This window comes from Paenibacillus sp. A14 (genome assembly GCF_036864815.1).
In the GTDB taxonomy this organism is placed as follows: domain Bacteria; phylum Bacillota; class Bacilli; order Paenibacillales; family Paenibacillaceae; genus Fontibacillus; species Fontibacillus sanfengchensis.
Genome location: NZ_JBAGJD010000004.1, coordinates 582,604 through 600,694, shown reverse-complemented (window position 1 = coordinate 600,694; position 18,091 = coordinate 582,604). Strand labels below are relative to the sequence as shown.

Here is an 18,091-nt window from a genome sequence, read left to right as displayed (position 1 = left end):
GGTCTTAGACCGTCTTCTCCGTTTTATTCTCCATTCCGTCCACCTTGGTAATCATGATGGACAACTGACTCAACAAATCCAAATCGTAAGGCGATTTCAACTCCGCGCCGTAGGGATCCGTGATAACCCGGATCACCGGGCGGTGCGGGATTTCCTTATGGATTCTGACCACCACGCCCTGCTCTCCCGTGCTTAGCTTCACGGTCATGCCAAGCGGGTAGATGGCCACATGATCGCGGAACAATTCCAGTTTGGGCTTCTCGTACCATTCCCCGCAGCCGGTGTACAATACTTCCAGCGCTTGATCGGGGAGCATCGCCGGGCGGTAAACCCGGTGGGTCGTCATCGCGTCGTAAGCGTCCGTAATCGCAATCCAGCGAGCAAACTCGGAAATATTCTCCCCCTTCAAGCCGCGGGGATAACCCGTTCCATTAATCCGCTCATGGTGCTGGTAAGCGCAGTGAGCCGACTTTAACGGGATTCCCGGCTCATCCTTCAACATTTGAAAACCGATAACCGGATGCTGCTTGATCTGTTCGAATTCCTCATCCGTCAACCGTGAAGGTTTATTCAACAGCTCGAGCGGCAGCCTCGTTTTACCGATATCGTGGAGCATCGCCCCCAAGCCGAGCAGCGTCAATTCCTCCTTGCTGTACCCGTAAATCTGGCCGAGCAAAAGCGTATAGACGCATACGTTGAGCGAATGCCGATATAAGTAGTGATCCATGCTGTTAATGTTCATCATCATGATCATGGCATCTTCCCGGGAACTCAGGTCGTCCATTATGGATTCCACAAGACCGGTAAAAGCTTTGCCCATATAAGGATAAACAAGTCCTTTCATCGTCGGCTCCGTCAGCTTCCGAAAGCTGGTGCGGATTTCCTGCAGCGCCTTCCGGCGGGTTTCGTCTTCAATCAAGTCCTGAATGACCACATCCTCCGTCCGCATATCGGCCACGTAAACGTAATCCAATCCGTGTGCCCGCAAACGGCGAATAATCGTATCGCTTAACTCAGCATTCTCTGACAGCAGAATAATTCCATCTTCGTTGTATATCTTTTTTCCGAGCTTCATTCCGGGCTGTAAGGAGCTCACTGGGATAAGGCGCACAAAAAACCACTTCCGTCTCTCATTGTTTGCTGTTTCTCTGGTAGTAAGGTGAGGATGAAAAAACTTCTATCTATTATAAAATAGATTGACGTATTAGGAAATGCTCAAAGCGTTTAAACCGCACATTTTTTCCACCTCGGCAGGAAGCAGGTTTCCACCGCCCCCGCCGTCTGCAGTTCCATCCGCAACAGATCCCGCAAAAAATCCGGCAGCATGTACTGAGTTCCGGTTCCGTTTTTCAACCGTTCATAACCGATGCCGAACGTAAACATATCCAGAGTGCCGACCAGATAGTGTTGATCCGGGTCGACCGGAATCCCCTGCACACGGGCCTCGATAATCTTATGAAAAGGCCGGGCTTCCGCATCATACATGATCTCCATCCCGTCCACGCAAATGCCGCCGAGCACCTTCCCGCGGAAACCGTAACCGTAAATGGACTTGTGCGCATTTTCATCCAGGAGTGATTGCTCTAAACTGTAGAGGATGTCCTCCCCCCTCAAATGCATCCGGCAAGGGTTGATCGGAGAAGGGCAGCTCTCATGCAGCATGCCTTCGCTGATTTCCCCTGCAGGCAGATCCATCAGCAATTGGCCGCTGTTCACGAGTGACAGATCCGCTCCGGTATATCTTCGCACCGCCTGCGCCAGCAAATTGCCGAACGGGGATTCGGCGGTATAGCCGATAGGCAGCGCCCGATCATTGACCGCAACGGTCCGGTCCAAACGCCGTTTGGCGCCCTGCCTGTGAATGAAGATCGCTTTCTCGATACTCTCATTGACCCGCCCCTCTTGGATCGGAAGACAATGTCCCTCCACGATCACCGGTTTGCCTGGAGCCGCGGGATTTTTGCGGAACACGATCCGACCCAGGTAGTGTCCGAATTTCCCCGCCGCCGTAATCGCGGTGTTCCCGATCCGCAGCGGCTCCTCTAACAGGTGATGAGTGTGGCCGCCGATAATCAAATCGATGCCGGAAATCGTTTCCGCCAGCTCTTTGTCCACCGTCAGTCCGAGATGAGACATCACGATCAAGAGATCGACCTGGGGACGCAGCCGTTTCACCGACGCCGCGATCGTAACGCGCGGATCCAATGCTTCCAGTCCCAGCAGCTTGTAAAAATCCGGGTAAGAAGCGGTCGCTCCCACCAGCCCTACGGTAAAGCCGCCGCGGCGGAGAACAAGATGCTCCTTCGCCCATTTGGGCAGTTCTCCGGTGGCGAGATCGCGCAGGTTGCCGCACACCACGGGACAGGCAAGCCCGGCATAAGCCTGCTCCAGCAAATCCGGCGTAAAGGTCAAACCTTCATTGTTCCCGACCGTTATCGCATCGTAACCGGTCAGGTTCAAGATATCCACATTAGCCTGCCCCAGGGTTCCTTCCGTTTCCGGTGCGGCCCGATCCATATGATCTCCAATATCCAGCAGCAGCAGGGAAGTATCCGGAATGCCGCGCTGTTCGTCAATCATACCGGCGATCCGTCCCATCGCCCCGAAATGACTGTGCAAATCATTGGTATATATCACGGTTAGCGTTTCCTGGTCCGTCTCCGGCAGCATGTTGGGCCTCCTTGGTGTCATAAAATTGACGCAATACTGACACTTAATTATAAGGAATATTATATACCTTTCGTTTACGTATTGTCTTCCTTATATGATATATTATAAGGGCTAAAAATCCATTCCGAGGTGAAGTAACATGGAGCTTCAAATTTCATTATTTGCGGGCCTGGCCGACCGGATCGGCACGTCAAGCCTTCGATTTGCCTGCGAGGAACCCAACCTTACCGCCGGAAGGCTTAAACATCTGTTGGCCGAAGCGTACCCTTCCGCCGCCTCCTTGATCGACGTCTCATTTGTCGCCGTCAACCAGGAATACGCCGCCGCGGACAGCCCCATCGCCGAAAATGATGAAGTGGCGCTGATCCCTCCCGTTTCCGGAGGAGAAGACACGAAAGAACGATTCGGCTGCGAGTCCGAAGACGGCATGTTCGCCATTACCGACAGCCCGTTATCCATTGACTCCATTTCCAATAAAGTCATTACCGCCAATCATGGGGCCACTTTAACATTTATCGGCACAACGCGCGAAATGACGGAGGGCCGCCGGACGATTCATTTGGAATACGAAGCTTACGTTCCTATGGCCCTATCCAAATTACGGCAGATTGGCGCTGAAATCGGCGAGAAGTGGCCTGGAACCCGCTGCGCCATCAGTCACCGGGTCGGGGTCGTCGCTATCGCCGAAGCCAGCGTGGTCATCGCCGTCTCTTCGCCGCACCGCGCGGCCTGCTACGAGGCAAGCCGTTACGCGATCGAGCGGTTAAAGCAGGTCGTACCGATCTGGAAGAAGGAAGCCTGGGAGGACGGCAGCGAGTGGAAAGGTCACGGACTCGGCCCTTGGGACCCTTCGGCTCCGGGGACATTTTCCTAATTCCGGGACCTTTTGTCTCATCAAGAGCATTGTCATCCCAATTATTCCCTGCTATGATTAAGAAAAACTGCAGATTAACGAGGTGTCAATGTCCTTGAAAGTACATATTATGGATCTCAGTCCCGGTGATCGACTTGAAGCCGACGTCTTTAATAACTTTGGTGTTCTTGTTCTTCAAAAGGATAAAGAACTGACCAATGACGCGATTGTCAAACTTATGCAGCATGGCATCGATTTTGTCGACGTCGTCCCCCAAACCTCCAAGGTTCAAATTGCAGCCGCAAGCCAGCAGATTCCGGAGCATGTGCTTAAAGTTAAGCCTTATTTCAATGAGGCCGTGGACGGGTTTGAATCCATTTTTCTGGAAGCCTTGTCCGGGGGCACCTTTGACGAGGGGAAAATCAATCATTTGCTTACGCCGATGATGAATGAACTGGTTACCCAAAAAGACGTGGTATCCCTGCTTCTGCTGCTAAATGACAGCGACAATTATACATATAACCATTCCTTGCAGGTGGGAATGCTTTCTTATTATATCGCTTCCTGGCTGGGCTATCCGAAGGAGGAAGCTTTCGCAGCGGGAAAAGCCGGTTATTTGATCGATATCGGCAAGAGCCTTGTCCCCCAAGAGATTCTACATAAACCGGACAAATTGACCCCGGAGGAATTTGAAGAAATCAAGCGACATACGACTTACGGCCATGATATTATTTTAAAATCAACCGGAGACCCCCTGACCGCCCTCGTTGCTTTACAGCACCATGAACGGGAAGACGGAAGCGGATATCCGAAAGGAATATACAGTTCGGAAATTCATCCTTACGCCAAAATAGCCGCTGTCGCCGATGTATACAGTGCGATGACCTCCAACCGCGTTTATCAATCCAAACAAGAGTTCCTGTACGTATTGCGAGAGCTTAACAGCCTGAGTTTCGGAAAGCTGAGCCCGGAGCCGACCCAGGCGCTGATCCGCCACTTGCTTCCGAATTTTATCGGCAAACGGGTGCTGCTAAGCTCCGGCGAGATCGGTTCGATCGTCATGACGAATCAGACGGATTTTTTCCGGCCCCTCGTACAAACCGATACCCGCTTTGTCGATCTGTCCAAAGAAAAAGAAACTTCGATTTCAGAAGTCTATATGTGAGACAAACCTCATAACATGATAAAAAAAACAGCCCGTTCATCCGATATAGATAGAAGTAAGATCAGGAAGGTGGCTGAAATGAACAACATGCATGAATTAAAAATGGCGGTTACATTGGAACACCAAGTCGTCCTGACATTGGAGAACGGAGATTCGATCGTCGGATTACCCAAATGGTCCTCTCATCCCGAGAAAGTACAAGTCCGCACGGTTGAGGGAGCGGTATGGCTGATGCTGGATGAAATCAAACACGTCACGAGAATTATTCCGTTCCAGTGAGTATAGTACATAATTTTTCAGGCACAACAAACACGTGTCCATCTGCGACTCAACCTCGCAAACGGACGCGTGTTTTATTTTGCCCAACTGGAAATCATTTTGTGCGCTCATGGGGATGGTAAACTGATAGAAACAAATTATACAATTGAAGAAGACGAACTCAAAGAGTTCGCCTCCTATATGAAAAGATGAAAATTTGGATCGGCACAAAATCGGCACAGCCTCTATTGTCCCCGTTTCGACAAACACAAAGACCCTTGTTGCGGCAAGGATTTTAGGATATTACCCGATACTGCCTTCCATCTCGAACTTGATTAACCGGTTCATTTCCACCGCGTATTCCATCGGCAGTTCCTTGGTGAACGGTTCGATAAAGCCCATCACGATCATTTGCGTCGCTTCGGCTTCGGACAAACCGCGGCTCATCAGGTAGAAGAGCTGCTCCTCGGAAACCTTCGATACGGTAGCCTCATGCTCCAGAACGATGTTATCGTTCATGATTTCGTTGTATGGAATTGTATCGGAAGTCGATTCATTGTCCAGAATCAAAGTATCGCACTTGATGTTGGATTTCGCCCCTTCCGCTTGGCGTCCGAAGGAAGCCAGACCGCGGTAGGTCACTTTGCCCCCATGCTTACTGATCGACTTGGAGACGATCGTCGACGTCGTATCCGGCGCCAGGTGGATCATTTTCGCACCCGCGTCTTGATGCTGGCCTTTGCCCGCCACCGCGATCGACAGCACGCTGCCTTTCGCACCACGGCCCTTCAGCACAACCGCCGGATATTTCATCGTCAGCTTGGAGCCGATATTTCCGTCAACCCATTCCATCGTCGCGTTCTCTTCCGCAACCGCACGCTTGGTCACGAGGTTGTAGATGTTCGGCGCCCAGTTCTGGATCGTCGTATAACGAACACGGGCGTTCTTCTTACAGATGATCTCCACCACCGCGCTGTGCAGGGAGTTCGTGCTGTAGATCGGCGCGGTGCAGCCTTCCACGTAGTGTACGAAGCTGTCCTCGTCGGCGATGATCAGCGTACGTTCGAACTGCCCCATGTTCTCCGAGTTAATCCGGAAGTAAGCCTGCAGCGGGACTTCGCATTTCACGCCCTTCGGCACATAAATGAAGCTGCCGCCGGACCATACGGCACTGTTCAGCGCGGCAAACTTGTTGTCCGCCGGCGGAATGACCGTACCGAAATATTCACGGAAGATTTCCGGATGCTCTTTCAGCGCCGTATCGGTGTCCATGAAAATAACGCCTTGATCTTCAAGGTCCTTCTGCATGCTGTGGTATACGACCTCGGATTCATATTGCGCGGATACCCCGGCCAAAAATTTCTGCTCGGCTTCGGGAATTCCCAGCTTGTCAAAAGTTTCCTTGATTTCGGAAGGAACCTCTTCCCAAGTCTTCCCTTGCTTCTCCGACGGCCGAACATAATATTGAATATCGTTAAAATCCAGTTCGTCCAGATCCCCGCCCCAACGCGGCAGCGGCATCTTTTCGAACTGCTCCAGGGATTTCAGCCGGAAATTCAGCATCCATTCCGGTTCTTCCTTGATGCGGGAAATTTCCGTGACGATTTCGCGGGTCAAGCCTTTACCCGTTTGGAAAACCGCCTTGTGCTCATCCCGGAAGCCATATTTATACTCTTCCAACTCAGGCGCCTTCTTAGCCATGCTGCATTACCTCCTTAAGTTATGATTCTTCGTTGATCCCCTTCTTCAGGGCGTTCCACGCCAACGTCGCACACTTAATGCGGGCGGGAAATTTATTGACGCCGGACAAGGCCTCGATATCCTCGTAATCGTCGAATTCCGCGGGCTCCCCCTTCATCAGGGAAGAAAAACGCTCCGCGAGTTCCATCGCCTCGTTAAAGGTTCGCCCCTTGACCGCCTCCGTCATCATCGAGGCGGAAGACATACTGATTGAGCAGCCTTCCCCCGTAAAGCGAGCATCCTTGACGATGCCGTCTTCCACTTTCAGTTGCAGCGAAATGCGGTCTCCGCAGGTCGGGTTATTCAGGTCGACCGTCAGGCCGCCATCTTCAAACTTTCCGCGGTTGCGCGGGTTTTTATAATGATCCATAATGACACGGCGGTATAAATCGTCCAATTGCATTACGCGAAGTACTCCTTTGTTTGGATTAAAGCTTCCGCCAAACGATCGATGTCCTGTTCCGTATTATACAAGTACAGACTCGCTCTTGCCGTAGCACTCGCTTCCAGCCAGCGCATCAACGGCTGACAGCAGTGATGGCCCGCCCGGATCGCGATCCCCTGCGCGTCAAGCACAGTAGCCACGTCATGGGGATGCACATCGAGCAAATTGAACGTCAGCAGCCCGACCTCGCGTTTGCGCGGCCCGTACAGCGTGACGCCTTCAATCTCCGACAACCGCTCGATGGCATAAGCCGCCAGCCTGGTTTCATGCCGGTGGATTTCATCCAGACCGATGCCTTCCAGGAAGTCGATCGCTGCCGCCAGCCCAACCGCCCCGGCGATGATCGGCGTCCCGCCCTCGAATTTCCACGGAAGCTCCTTCCAGGTGGATTCATACAGGCCGACATCGTCGATCATTTCGCCGCCGAACTCAATCGGTTCCATCGATTCCAGCAGATGCTTCTTACCATATAGTACCCCAATCCCGGTCGGAGCGCACATCTTATGTCCGGAGAAAGCGTAAAAATCGCAATCCAAATCCCGGACATTGACCTTCATGTGCGGCGTGCTTTGCGCACCGTCGACCACCATGACCGCGCCGTACCGATGGGCGATTTCCGCCATCTCCTTAACCGGGTTGACCACGCCGAGCACGTTGGATACGTAGTTCGTGGCGACGATTTTCGTTTTGTCCGTCACCGTCTTCTCCACGTCCTCAATGGCGATATGGCCGTCCGGTTGGAGCGGAATGAATTTCAGCGTCGCCCCTGTCTTCAGCGCGAGCTGCTGCCACGGAATCAGGTTGCTGTGGTGCTCCATCTGCGTAATGACGATTTCGTCCCCGGCCCCTACGGCCGAAGGGCCATAGGAGGAGGCCACCAGGTTCAGCGCGGTCGTCGTACCGCGGGTAAAAATAATCTCCTCGGTGCGCGCCGCCCCGATAAACCGGGCCACCTTCTCCCGAGCGCCTTCATAGGCATCCGTCGCGCGGCTTCCCAGCGTATGGACACCGCGGTGAACGTTGGCGTTATCGTATTCGTAATAGCGCTGGAGCGCCTCCAGTACGACCCACGGCTTCTGGGAAGAAGCCGCGCTGTCGAGATAAACGAGCGGGTGGCCGTTGATCTCCTGGTTCAGGATCGGAAATTGCTCCTTAATCAGCTGCGCGTTCATTGACCCAACTTCCTTTCCACCAAGCCTTGCAATTGCTGCTGCAGCTGCTCCAGTGGAATGTCGGAAACGACCGGAGCGAGGAAGCCATAGATGATCAGACGCTCAGCCTGCTCGCGGGAAATCCCCCGAGACATCAAATAGTAGATTTGCTCCTGGTTCACCTGGCCGACGGAAGCGGCGTGACCCGCCTTAACATCATCCTCGTCGATCAAAAGAATCGGATTCGCGTCCCCCCGCGCTTTTGGGCTCAGCATCAGCACTTTTTCCGTCTGCTCGCCGTTCGCTTTCGTGGCGCCTTTTTCGATCTTCGTAATCCCGTTGATAATCGCGGTCGCCTGCTCGCGCATTACCGCACGGGTAATCATTTGGCTTTCCGAACTTTTGCCGAAATGAACCGCTTTGGTCGTGTAGTTCAGCTTCTGGGAGCCGGAACCGACCGCAATCACCTTCGCATCGGACAACGAGCCGTTGCCTTTAAGAATCGACAGCGTTTCGCTCGCGGAATCCCCGGCGTTCATTTCGCCGACGATCCATTCGATGCTGCCGTCATTGTCGATCACGGCGCGGCGGTTGATCAGGTCCGTCGTCTGTTCGTTCAGATGGTGCACCGTGGCAAATTGAACCTTCGCCCCGGCCTTAACGAACACTTCCGCCGCTCCGTTGTGAACAATTTTCCCTTCATAGGAACCGGAAATGTAATTGTCGACATAGGTGACGCGGCTGTTGCTGTCGGCCACGATCAAGACGTGCGGCGTAAATGAAGCCGATGGGTCGTCGATCAGGAAGATACTTTGCAGCGGAATCTCCACCTCGACATTTTTCGGCACGTACAGGAAAACACCGCCGTTCCAAAGCGCGGCATGCAGCGCGGTCAGCCGGTTTTCCTCCGGGTTGACCGCCGTATGGAGATAAGTTTTAACCAGATCGCCATGCTCGCGCACGGCGGTTTCCAGGTCGGTGAAAATAACGCCCTTGGCCGCCAAATCGGCGGACAACCGGGTGTAAACGACCGAGCTGTTATGTTGAACAAGCAGGTTGCTGTCCTCTTTCAAGTCCACCAGGGAAGCTACCGCGGCAGGCAGCTCCTGCGACAGGGCGGGACGGCCGGAACGCAGCGTTCCGAAGTTGCCCAGATCCCAGCGCTCGAGCTTCGTTTTTTCCAGCTTCGGCAATTCCAATTCCGCAGCGAGCCGGAGGCCGTTAACGCGGCTTTCGGTCAACCAAGCCGGTTCCCCATTGCCCGCGGAAGTGCTTTGCAGTGTATTCGGTTCTACCGGAAGAACGGTTTGAGTGGTCATCTTTGGTTCTCCTCCTTCCGCCTAGGCTTCTTGTCCTACAGTTTCGTCCACGATGCCAAGTTCTTCTTTAATCCAATCGTAACCGTCGCGCTCCAGACGTTCCGCAAGCTCCGGTCCGCCGGATTTGACGATGCGGCCTTGCATCATGACATGGACATAATCCGGAGTGATATAGTTCAGCAAACGCTGATAGTGGGTAATGATCAGGAACCCTCGCTCTTCGCTGCGCATCGAGTTAACGCCGTTCGCTACGATCCGCAGGGCGTCGATGTCGAGACCGGAGTCGATCTCGTCAAGAATGACGAGTTTCGGGTCCAGCAGCAGCATCTGCAGAATTTCGTTCCGTTTCTTCTCCCCGCCGGAGAAACCTTCATTTAAATAACGGTGGGCAAACTCCGGATTCATTTCAAGCTCCTTCATCTTCCCTTCCATTTGACGGATAAATTTGATCAGCGAAACCTCGTTGCCCTCCCCGCGGCGGGCGTTGATCGCGCTGCGGAGAAAATCGGAGTTCGTTACGCCGGCAATTTCACTCGGATATTGCATCGCCAGGAACAGCCCGGCACGCGCGCGTTCGTCAACCTCCATTTCAAGCACGTCTTCGCCGTCCAAAGTCACCTTTCCGTCCGTAACTTCATACTTGGGATGACCCATCAGCGCGGAAGCCAAAGTACTTTTACCCGTACCGTTCGGACCCATGATCGCGTGGATTTCCCCGCCTTTTATTTCAATATCGATCCCTTTCAGAATCTCCTTGCCTTCGATTGTCGCTTTAAGTCCTTCAACAACGAAATGTGTAGCCATTTTGATTGCTCCCTCCATTAGTCGTTAATTTCTAACGTTTTTCTGAATTGAAATCATTATATCATAACAATTATCTGCTTAGAATGATTCTAAACAATAATTATTAGACTAGCGTGTCCTAATGATTCTCAATGATTCTCATTTCATTCTAACCTACTTCTTTAGCTTAATCAACGTACAAGGGCTTATCCCTTTCGCATACCATCAGCTATATAAATTGAACTATCGATTTACATGTACGGCCACGGCCGCCGGTATTAGGCCCTTATTCACTTTCTGCCTTCAGGGAGGATCTAAACGCTGACAAATTTCTACGTAAGTGAATGGCTTGCTGCAACGCTATATAGGTTGCAGTATCGATTTGCCTATTAGATAGCGGGATAAGGGGGGCTTCTCACACTCTGGGCCTACAGCATATGGTTTGGTTCAAATAAAGGGAATTCTTCCCGTTAATTCGGTGCCTATGCGGCTGCAGAGACGATTCAGCCGGAAAACCTCCCGCTAATCCCCTGAAATTGTGGATATCGGCTATTGGGCCACGAAATAGATGGAGCTTTTCCAGTTAAATCCGGCTCAAGGTCCAAGAGCGGTGCATTAGCGGGAGGTTTTCCCGTTAGTGTGGAGACACCGACCGTGACGCTATTGGTCCAACAACCCCCATCATAAAAAAGGACTTGGCAACATCGGCCAAGCCCTTTCAAGCAATCGTCCGTTTCCTGACTAGTTTAGCCCAGGTAAGAGCGGAGCATCCACATGTGTTTCTCGAGTTCGCCTTTGTATCCGGTCAGCAGGTCACTGGTGGCTTCGTCGCCTTCCTTGTCCGCCAGCTCAATCCCCTCTTGGAACGATTCGGACAAGGTGGCGAAATCCTCGATGAGGTTCTGAACCATTGTGTTCGGATCTTCCTTCCCGGTAGCCTCCTGGATAGTGGCCAGCTCCAGATATTCCTTAAGCGTCGCCGCCGGGCTGCCTTTGATCGTCAACAGGCGCTCCGCGATCGCATCCATTTTTTCACTGACTTCATTATATAGCTTCTCAAATTTAGTATGGAGGGTGAAGAAGTTGTCCCCCTTCACATACCAGTGATAATTGTGGATTTTCACGTAAAGTACATTCAGGTTGGCAACCTGTTCGTTAAGAACCTGCTCCAAACCGGATTTCTTCGTTTTGCCGGAAGCCTTTGAGTCCGTTTTAGCCATGATAAACCCTCGCTTTCGAATAAAGGTATAATACACCAATCATTGTTGATTTACCCGTACCGCCACAGTTCGAAACAACCAAGTATCCCCGCTTCATTATACCCAATTCTAGAAAAAACAAAAAAGAGATACAAAATCAATTACTTTTCCGATATACTAACTAAAAATAAAATTTTAATTGTTTTTATGGACCTTATTCCACCCTGTCCCCCACTCATCAATCCCATCGAATTCAATCATTATATGGAGGTGTCTTTATTGGCGGCGTATACCCCGTTAACTGTAGAAGATGCAATAGAATTTGCCCGCAAGGTCCCCGGCTTTTTCTCACCCGAAACCGGGCTGGAATGCGAGGAAATCGGAGACGGCAACCTGAACCTGGTGTTCAGGATCAGCAGCTCCGCCGAGCATAAAAGCCTGATCATCAAGCAGGCGCTGCCCTATGCCAAAGTCGTGGGCGAGTCCTGGCCGCTAAGCCTGGACCGGGCCCGTATTGAACGCGAGGCGCTGATCATCCAGCATACACTGTGCCCGGATCTCGTCCCCGCCGTCTATGGAGGGGATCCCGATCTGGCCATCACGGTCATGGAGGACCTGTCCGATCACGTCATTATGCGAAAAGGCCTGATCGAAGGCCAAACCTACCCCAAGTTTGCCGAGCATATCGGACGGTTCATCGCCACGACGCTGTTTTTCACCTCGGATCTCGGGATGAATCAGCAGCGCAAAAAAGAATTGGCCGCATCCTTCACCAATCCGGATCTGTGCAAAATCACCGAGGACCTCATCTTTTCCGATCCTTACCGGAATGCCGAAAACAACGACATCTCCGCGGATATCCGGACGGAAGCGGAGAAGCTGTGGACGGACGAGCAACTGCATCTGGAGGTTGCGCTGTTAAGGGAGAAGTTTCTGACACACGGGGAAGCGTTGATCCACGGGGACCTGCACACCGGAAGCATCTTCGTGACCGAAACATCCACCAAAGTGATCGATCCCGAATTTGCTTACTATGGACCGATCGGCTTCGACCTCGGCGCGGTGATCGCCAATCTGGTCTTGAACTTCGCCGCCCAGCCGGGCTGGAAAAGAGACCGGACGGCGCAGGACAAACAACGCGCCTGGCTGCTGGATACCATCCGGGAAGTGTGGGTGCATTTCGAGCGGCATTTCTCCCGGCTTTGGGAAGAGCGTGGAGAAGACCCGATCTTCCGGTTGCCGGCTTACCGGGAGCACTATGTCCGTAAAGTGCTGCAAGACGCCATCGGCTTTGCCGGCTGCAAGGTCGTTCGCCGCATCGTCGGGTTGTCCCATGTGGCCGACATCGAGACGATAGCGGAAGATCACCTTCGCCATCAGGCCAAGGTCACCGCGCTGGCCATCGGGAAGGCGCTGATCAAGAACGGGCGGCAGGCGACATCGATCGAGGACGCGCTGACGATCGCCAAAAACGCGGCCGAAGCGGAAGGAGCGATCGTATGACCTCGTCACCGAAGCCCAATTCTGCCGCAAGCATCAGCGCCGGCACCAGCGGGCCGCTGCTGAGCCTCCGCTGGGCGGAGGACAAGCTGCTCCTCCTCGATCAGCGGCTGCTGCCCGGAGAGATCGTCTTCCTCGAGCTTACGACGCCCGAGGAGGTCTGGGACGCCATTCACGGGATGAAGGTGCGCGGCGCCCCCGCCATCGGCATCGCTGCCGCTTATGGCGTCGTCCTTGGCGCCCTCCGCTACGCGGGCGACCCCGCGGGCTGGCTGCCTGCGGTCCACCAGGCGGCCGCTTATTTGGCGACGTCGCGTCCGACCGCCGTCAACCTGTTTTGGGCGCTGGACAGGATGAAAGCCCGCGCCGGGGCGCTTTCCGCCGGGCCGGACACGGACGGCATGGCGGCCTGGACGCAAGGCCTCCTGGAAGAAGCGAAGCGAATCCACCAGGAGGATGAAGAAGTGTGCCGCCGGATCGGCGAGTCGGCCCTTCCCCTGCTCAAGGACGGAATGGGCGTGCTGACGCACTGCAACGCCGGCGGCCTCGCCACGGCCAGATACGGAACTGCACTCGCGCCGATCTACCTGGCCCATGAGCAGGGAATGAAGCTTCGGGTTTACGCCGACGAGACCCGCCCGGTTCTGCAAGGAGCCCGGCTCACCGCTTTTGAACTGCAGCAAGCCGGCGTGGACGTTACGCTCCTGTGCGACAACATGGCCGGAATGGTGATGCAGAAAGGCTGGGTCGAGGCCATTATCGTAGGCACCGACCGCGTGGCCGCGAACGGGGATGTCGCGAACAAAATCGGGACCTATTCCCTGGCCGTGCTCGCCAAAGCCCACGGGATTCCCTTCTACGTAGCTTCGCCGCTTTCCACCATCGACCTCGGCACCGAGAGCGGCAAAGATATTCCGATCGAGGAGCGGCCGAACACCGAAGTGACGGAAGCTTTCGGAAAAAGAACAGCTCCGGAGGGCATTAAAGTGTTCAATCCGTCGTTCGACGTAACGCCGCATGAACTGGTGACGGCGATCATCACCGAAAAGGGCATCGTCCGCGCCCCTTTCCGGGAGAATTTGGCCAATCTCTTTAAAGATTAAAAAGAATGAAAATATTTCCTGCATGAAAATATGCAGGTTAGGGACTATCCTTGTCCCCCCTGGAGTGCTATGATGTTTAATGCTAGCGATATTTAATGATGTTTTGGGGGCTATATGGACAAGCAGAGCGAAGGCAAGAACAAAGAGGAGTTAGGCTATCTTTTTAACGTGGAAATTCTGGTGAGAAACAACACCAATGCCAAAGCGCTGCAGTCTCTACTGCAAGTGCTGAATCAAGGGAAAGACATTATCGATTACAGAATCAATTCGGGGATCGAGCTGGGCGAAATTATCGAATCCTTGCTGACCGCGAAAAAACAGTCCATCATCTCCAAATCCTATAAACGGCTTACAAATGTTGAATCGGATAAAAAGACGCCGGAAGCAAAGAAAAATACGAGTCAATTCGAGCAGTTTGCCGGCAGCGAGGAATTTCAGCAATGGATTAAACGGCACATCGCCGATAACCGTCTCGTTCGCCTCCTCGTCAGCCGGAACGGGGAACGCGTCAGCATTCCTTGCCGGATCCTGAATTATCTGGCCGAGACATCAACGATCAATGTCTATCATGTGGACGAAAAACAGGTATACACCTTCAACCTTAACGAGATTATCGAGTTCAGCGAAAAATAACAAAGCCCCTCGGCTGCATAAACCAAAACGGCTGGAAGCTTCATGACGAAGTCCTTCCAGCCGTTTTTTTGCTATATAACCCGCCTCGGCTTTATGTTATGAACGTCCCTTCCCCATCACGGCCAGGGCGAACATCAACCAGCCGGCGATAAAGGAAACGCCGCCCAAAGGCGTAATCGGGCCGAGCCAGCGCCATCCCGTAACCGCCATCAGATACAGACTTCCCGAGAATAACACAATCCCGATCAGGAATAGGCGGTTCGCCCATACCAGCCGCCGGGCCTCCCCGCCGAAGCCGGCCGCCAGCGAAGCCAGAAGGATTCCCAGGCCGTGAATCATATGGTAGTGAACACCTGTCTCATAAGTTCCAATCGCTCTTTCCCCGATATGCGGCTCCAGAACATGGGCTCCGAACGCCCCCAGCGCTACGGCCAGCAGCATCAGGATGGCCCCGGTCCCCGCAAATTTGCGCTGCATGCTTTCCCCTCCTTTTATACTTCGATGCAAATAAGATACCATTCCTCTTATCATACTCCAGTCCTCCGCGGGTTTCCAGTTCTAAGGAAAGCCGTAATCCCAAGCGTAGGGGGACGGGAATCGGGACTTGGATATTGATTTTTCCCGGAAACTGTGAAAAATTAAATGGGAGAATGATAAAATTTTCCCAAAGGAGACCGACTTCATCATGGAAAATCAAGAGACAAACCATTTGAGCGATTTCTCGCCGTACCCAGATTTGCCTGAGACGCCTAAGGCCGTGCCTCCACACAAGCATTCCGGACCGGGGATCGCTTCCTTCATCCTGGTGCTGCTTGCGATCATTGGCTACATCGTGTCCCTGACCCTGGTTACCGTTGCCGTCCTCAGCATCGCGGACCAGCCGATGGAGGTCATCGCCGAAAGTATGATGAATCAGATGGGAGCCTTGCTCGGCGTTCTGTTAATGATGGTCTCGGCCGTACTTCATCTCGCATCGCTCATACTGGGCGTAATCGGCCTGGTGATCAAAAACCGGAAAAAGCTGTTCGCGATTCTCGGCGTTTCGTTCTCGGGAGGTTCGCTGCTGCTGCTCATTTTCTTGTTTACCGTCGGGTCCCTTGTAAACGTTTAGATTACTTAAATATCCTAAACCATCCCAAGATCCCCAATTGCATCCGGAGGCCCGGTATATTTGGGGATCTTTTGCGTCCGTCTACCAATCCTGCCTCAAAAGATGTTAAACGGCGAAGCTTTTTGATAGAATATAAGCTGGACTAACTGAATCTAAGGAGATATTTATGTCAAAGGTCAAAATTTTCGCCGACAGCACTTCCGATTTGCCCGCAGCTTGGCTTACCGAATATCAGATCGGCATCATTCCGCTCTACGTCGTCTTTGGGGACGAAACCTTCAAGGATGGCGTGGACATTACCCCGACCGAGCTCTACCGTAAAGTGTCGGCCGGTGGCAGTCTGCCGAAAACGACGGCGCCTTCGCCGAAAGATTTTATGGACGCCTTTGCTCCTTTTATTGATAACGGCGATGAAATTATATATATCAGCTTGTCATCCAAGCTCTCTTCCACCTATCAGAACGCACTGATCGCCGCGGACGAATTTCCGGAAGGCCGGGTGCACGTCGTCGATTCGCTCAATCTGTGCAGCGGTATCGGCCTCCTCGTCATGAAGGCGGTGAGAGCGGCGCAGCAAGGAATGACCGCCAAGGAAATCGTCCTCCTGCTCGAGAAATGCTGGCCCCGGGTGGAGACCGAATTTGTCATCGATACGCTGGAATACCTGTATAAAGGCGGACGCTGCTCCGGCATGCAGAATTTCATCGGCAGCCTGCTCCAAATCCGGCCGGTACTCAAGCTTGTGGAGGGGAATATCATCCCCGCCTACAAGGTGCGCGGCAGAAAAGAGAAGGCCGTTCAGCAGATGCTCGACAACGCCCTGGCCGACATCGCAAATATGGACGGGGATCTCATCATCGTCGCCCAAACGCATGCCGAAGACGACGCGCGCCGCCTGGCGGCGATCCTGAGGGAACGGACCGGCGCGGAAGTCGCGATTTCCGAGGCGGGCTGCGTGATTTCCAGTCATTGCGGACCGGGTACCGTGGCCATTATGTACACCCGAAACATTCCCGAATAAATCTTTCGTTTAGCGAAAACCGAAGGAGGATTCCTCATGGGAGCCATTAAAATTTTTGCGGACAGCACCTGTGACCTGCCGCCATCGTGGATCAACGACTATGAAATCGGGATCGTCCCGCTCTATGTCACATTTGAGGATGCGAATTACCGGGACGGCGTCGACCTGAAAACCGATCAACTCTACGAAAAAGTAGACGCCACCGGAAAGCTGCCGAAGACGGCGGCGCCTTCGCCTGCTGATTTCATCGCGGCGTTTGCCCCTTATGTGGGCGAAGGCAGACAGATCCTTTACATAAGCCTTTCCTCGGAGCTGTCTTCGACGTACCAGAACGCCTTGATCGCTGCCGGCGAATTCCCCGAGGGCCAGGTCACGGTTTTTGATTCGCTGAATTTGTCCACCGGGATCGGCCTGCAGGTCATGAAGGCGGTCAGAGCCGCCGCCGCGGGGAAATCGCTTGCCGAAATCGTCTCTCTTCTGGAGAAGGTTCGGCCCGAGGTGGAAACCGAGTTCGTCATTGATTCGCTCGACTATTTATATAAAGGCGGACGCTGCTCCGGCATGCAAAACCTCGTCGGCAGCCTGCTTCGCATCCGTCCGGTGATCAAGGTCATCGACGGGAAAATGACGCCGGCCTACAAAATCCGCGGCAGCCGGGAGAAAGCGCTTGACCAGTTGCTGAACAACGCCCTCAGCCGGGCCGGCGAAATGGATAACGACCTCATCTTCGTCACGCATTCCTTGGCGGATAAAGACGCGCTACTGCTGCAAAAGGAACTCCAGGCCAGGACCGGGGCAAGAGAAGTCGCCATCTCCGGCGCCGGCTGCGTCATCTCCAGCCACTGCGGCGCCAAAACGATCGGCATTCTGTATACCAAAGCCGTTTAACCGGTTAACAAAGAGCCTCGCCGCAAGGGCGAGGCTCTTTCTTATTAGTGGCTTTAGCTTGCATGACGGTGTCGTGCAAAAGGCCAAGCGAACTGTCACTGTTGCCGGTTGCAAACTATCATAATAACGTTTTCAAAGATCTTCAAATACCCATGGTTAAACTGTTTACCAACTTATGATCAGAATGTACATTTTGGAAAAAACCACATTTCTCTAGTACCTGCTCCACTCGCTTTGCATATTATTATTCTA

Annotated in this window: 18 protein-coding genes; 9 read left to right on the top strand and 9 right to left on the bottom strand. The window is 53.2% G+C overall.

Annotated features, from left to right (window positions below; all coding sequences use genetic code 11):
- Positions 1-4: 4 nt before the first annotated feature.
- Positions 5-1,111, bottom strand: a complete 1,107-nt coding sequence (locus V4U88_RS14180; RefSeq protein ID WP_334073893.1) for an HD-GYP domain-containing protein — start codon at positions 1,109-1,111, stop codon at positions 5-7.
- A gap of 113 nt (positions 1,112-1,224) precedes the next feature.
- The gene (locus V4U88_RS14175) at positions 1,225-2,667 is read right to left on the bottom strand and encodes a bifunctional metallophosphatase/5'-nucleotidase (protein ID WP_334073982.1); all 1,443 of its coding nucleotides are present in this window, start codon (positions 2,665-2,667) and stop codon (positions 1,225-1,227) included.
- Between the two features lie 142 nt (positions 2,668-2,809).
- On the opposite strand from V4U88_RS14175, the gene V4U88_RS14170 reads away from it, so the two are divergent.
- The 3 genes from V4U88_RS14170 (at position 2,810) to V4U88_RS14160 (ending at position 4,967) form a co-directional block, all read left to right on the top strand.
- On the top strand, positions 2,810-3,544 hold the full coding sequence (locus V4U88_RS14170) for a molybdenum cofactor biosynthesis protein (protein ID WP_334073892.1): 735 nt from the start codon (positions 2,810-2,812) through the stop codon (positions 3,542-3,544).
- A gap of 94 nt (positions 3,545-3,638) precedes the next feature.
- Positions 3,639-4,688, top strand: a complete 1,050-nt coding sequence (locus V4U88_RS14165; RefSeq protein WP_334073891.1) for an HD-GYP domain-containing protein — start codon at positions 3,639-3,641, stop codon at positions 4,686-4,688.
- A gap of 78 nt (positions 4,689-4,766) precedes the next feature.
- On the top strand, positions 4,767-4,967 hold the full coding sequence (locus V4U88_RS14160; RefSeq protein ID WP_334073890.1) for a hypothetical protein: 201 nt from the start codon (positions 4,767-4,769) through the stop codon (positions 4,965-4,967).
- Positions 4,968-5,249: 282 nt separating this feature from the next.
- Here the strand turns inward: V4U88_RS14160 and sufB are convergent, their stop codons facing one another.
- The 6 genes from sufB to V4U88_RS14130 all read right to left on the bottom strand — a co-directional run bounded on the left by sufB (position 5,250) and on the right by V4U88_RS14130 (position 11,604).
- Entirely contained in the window at positions 5,250-6,647 is a 1,398-nt protein-coding gene (gene sufB, locus V4U88_RS14155; RefSeq protein ID WP_334073889.1) for a Fe-S cluster assembly protein SufB, read from the bottom strand.
- Between the two features lie 19 nt (positions 6,648-6,666).
- Positions 6,667-7,089, bottom strand: a complete 423-nt coding sequence (gene sufU, locus V4U88_RS14150) for a Fe-S cluster assembly sulfur transfer protein SufU (RefSeq protein WP_334073888.1) — start codon at positions 7,087-7,089, stop codon at positions 6,667-6,669.
- The gene (locus V4U88_RS14145; protein ID WP_334073887.1) at positions 7,089-8,303 is read right to left on the bottom strand and encodes a cysteine desulfurase; all 1,215 of its coding nucleotides are present in this window, start codon (positions 8,301-8,303) and stop codon (positions 7,089-7,091) included. The genes sufU and V4U88_RS14145 overlap by 1 nt, the downstream gene beginning before the upstream one ends.
- Complete coding sequence (gene sufD / locus V4U88_RS14140; protein ID WP_334073886.1) at positions 8,300-9,601, bottom strand: Fe-S cluster assembly protein SufD; 1,302 nt, start codon at positions 9,599-9,601, stop codon at positions 8,300-8,302. Before sufD ends, V4U88_RS14145 begins: the two co-directional genes overlap by 4 nt.
- Positions 9,602-9,622: 21 nt before the next feature.
- Positions 9,623-10,405: a Fe-S cluster assembly ATPase SufC gene (sufC, locus tag V4U88_RS14135; RefSeq protein ID WP_334073885.1), complete on the bottom strand. Its 783-nt coding sequence runs from the start codon at positions 10,403-10,405 to the stop codon at positions 9,623-9,625.
- A gap of 725 nt (positions 10,406-11,130) precedes the next feature.
- Positions 11,131-11,604: a Dps family protein gene (locus tag V4U88_RS14130; protein ID WP_334073884.1), complete on the bottom strand. Its 474-nt coding sequence runs from the start codon at positions 11,602-11,604 to the stop codon at positions 11,131-11,133.
- 258 nt (positions 11,605-11,862) lie between these two features.
- Here V4U88_RS14130 and mtnK point away from each other — a divergent pair, with 258 nt between their 5' ends.
- The 3 genes from mtnK to V4U88_RS14115 all read left to right on the top strand — a co-directional run bounded on the left by mtnK (position 11,863) and on the right by V4U88_RS14115 (position 14,819).
- Entirely contained in the window at positions 11,863-13,086 is a 1,224-nt protein-coding gene (mtnK, locus tag V4U88_RS14125) for an S-methyl-5-thioribose kinase (RefSeq protein ID WP_334073883.1), read from the top strand.
- Entirely contained in the window at positions 13,083-14,186 is a 1,104-nt protein-coding gene (gene mtnA / locus V4U88_RS14120) for an S-methyl-5-thioribose-1-phosphate isomerase (protein ID WP_334073882.1), read from the top strand. Before mtnK ends, mtnA begins: the two co-directional genes overlap by 4 nt.
- Positions 14,187-14,300: 114 nt before the next feature.
- Positions 14,301-14,819, top strand: coding sequence for a hypothetical protein (locus V4U88_RS14115; RefSeq protein ID WP_334073881.1), 519 nt, complete (start codon positions 14,301-14,303; stop codon positions 14,817-14,819).
- Positions 14,820-14,915: 96 nt separating this feature from the next.
- Here V4U88_RS14115 and V4U88_RS14110 read toward each other — a convergent pair whose 3' ends face one another.
- Positions 14,916-15,296, bottom strand: coding sequence for a DUF423 domain-containing protein (locus V4U88_RS14110; RefSeq protein WP_334073880.1), 381 nt, complete (start codon positions 15,294-15,296; stop codon positions 14,916-14,918).
- Between the two features lie 208 nt (positions 15,297-15,504).
- On the opposite strand from V4U88_RS14110, the gene V4U88_RS14105 reads away from it, so the two are divergent.
- The 3 genes from V4U88_RS14105 (at position 15,505) to V4U88_RS14095 (ending at position 17,839) form a co-directional block, all read left to right on the top strand.
- On the top strand, positions 15,505-15,930 hold the full coding sequence (locus tag V4U88_RS14105; RefSeq protein ID WP_334073879.1) for a hypothetical protein: 426 nt from the start codon (positions 15,505-15,507) through the stop codon (positions 15,928-15,930).
- Between the two features lie 166 nt (positions 15,931-16,096).
- On the top strand, positions 16,097-16,951 hold the full coding sequence (locus tag V4U88_RS14100; RefSeq protein WP_334073878.1) for a DegV family protein: 855 nt from the start codon (positions 16,097-16,099) through the stop codon (positions 16,949-16,951).
- Between the two features lie 36 nt (positions 16,952-16,987).
- Positions 16,988-17,839 (top strand): DegV family protein, encoded by an 852-nt coding sequence (locus V4U88_RS14095; protein ID WP_334073877.1) that lies wholly within the window; start codon positions 16,988-16,990, stop codon positions 17,837-17,839.
- Positions 17,840-18,091: the final 252 nt, after the last annotated feature.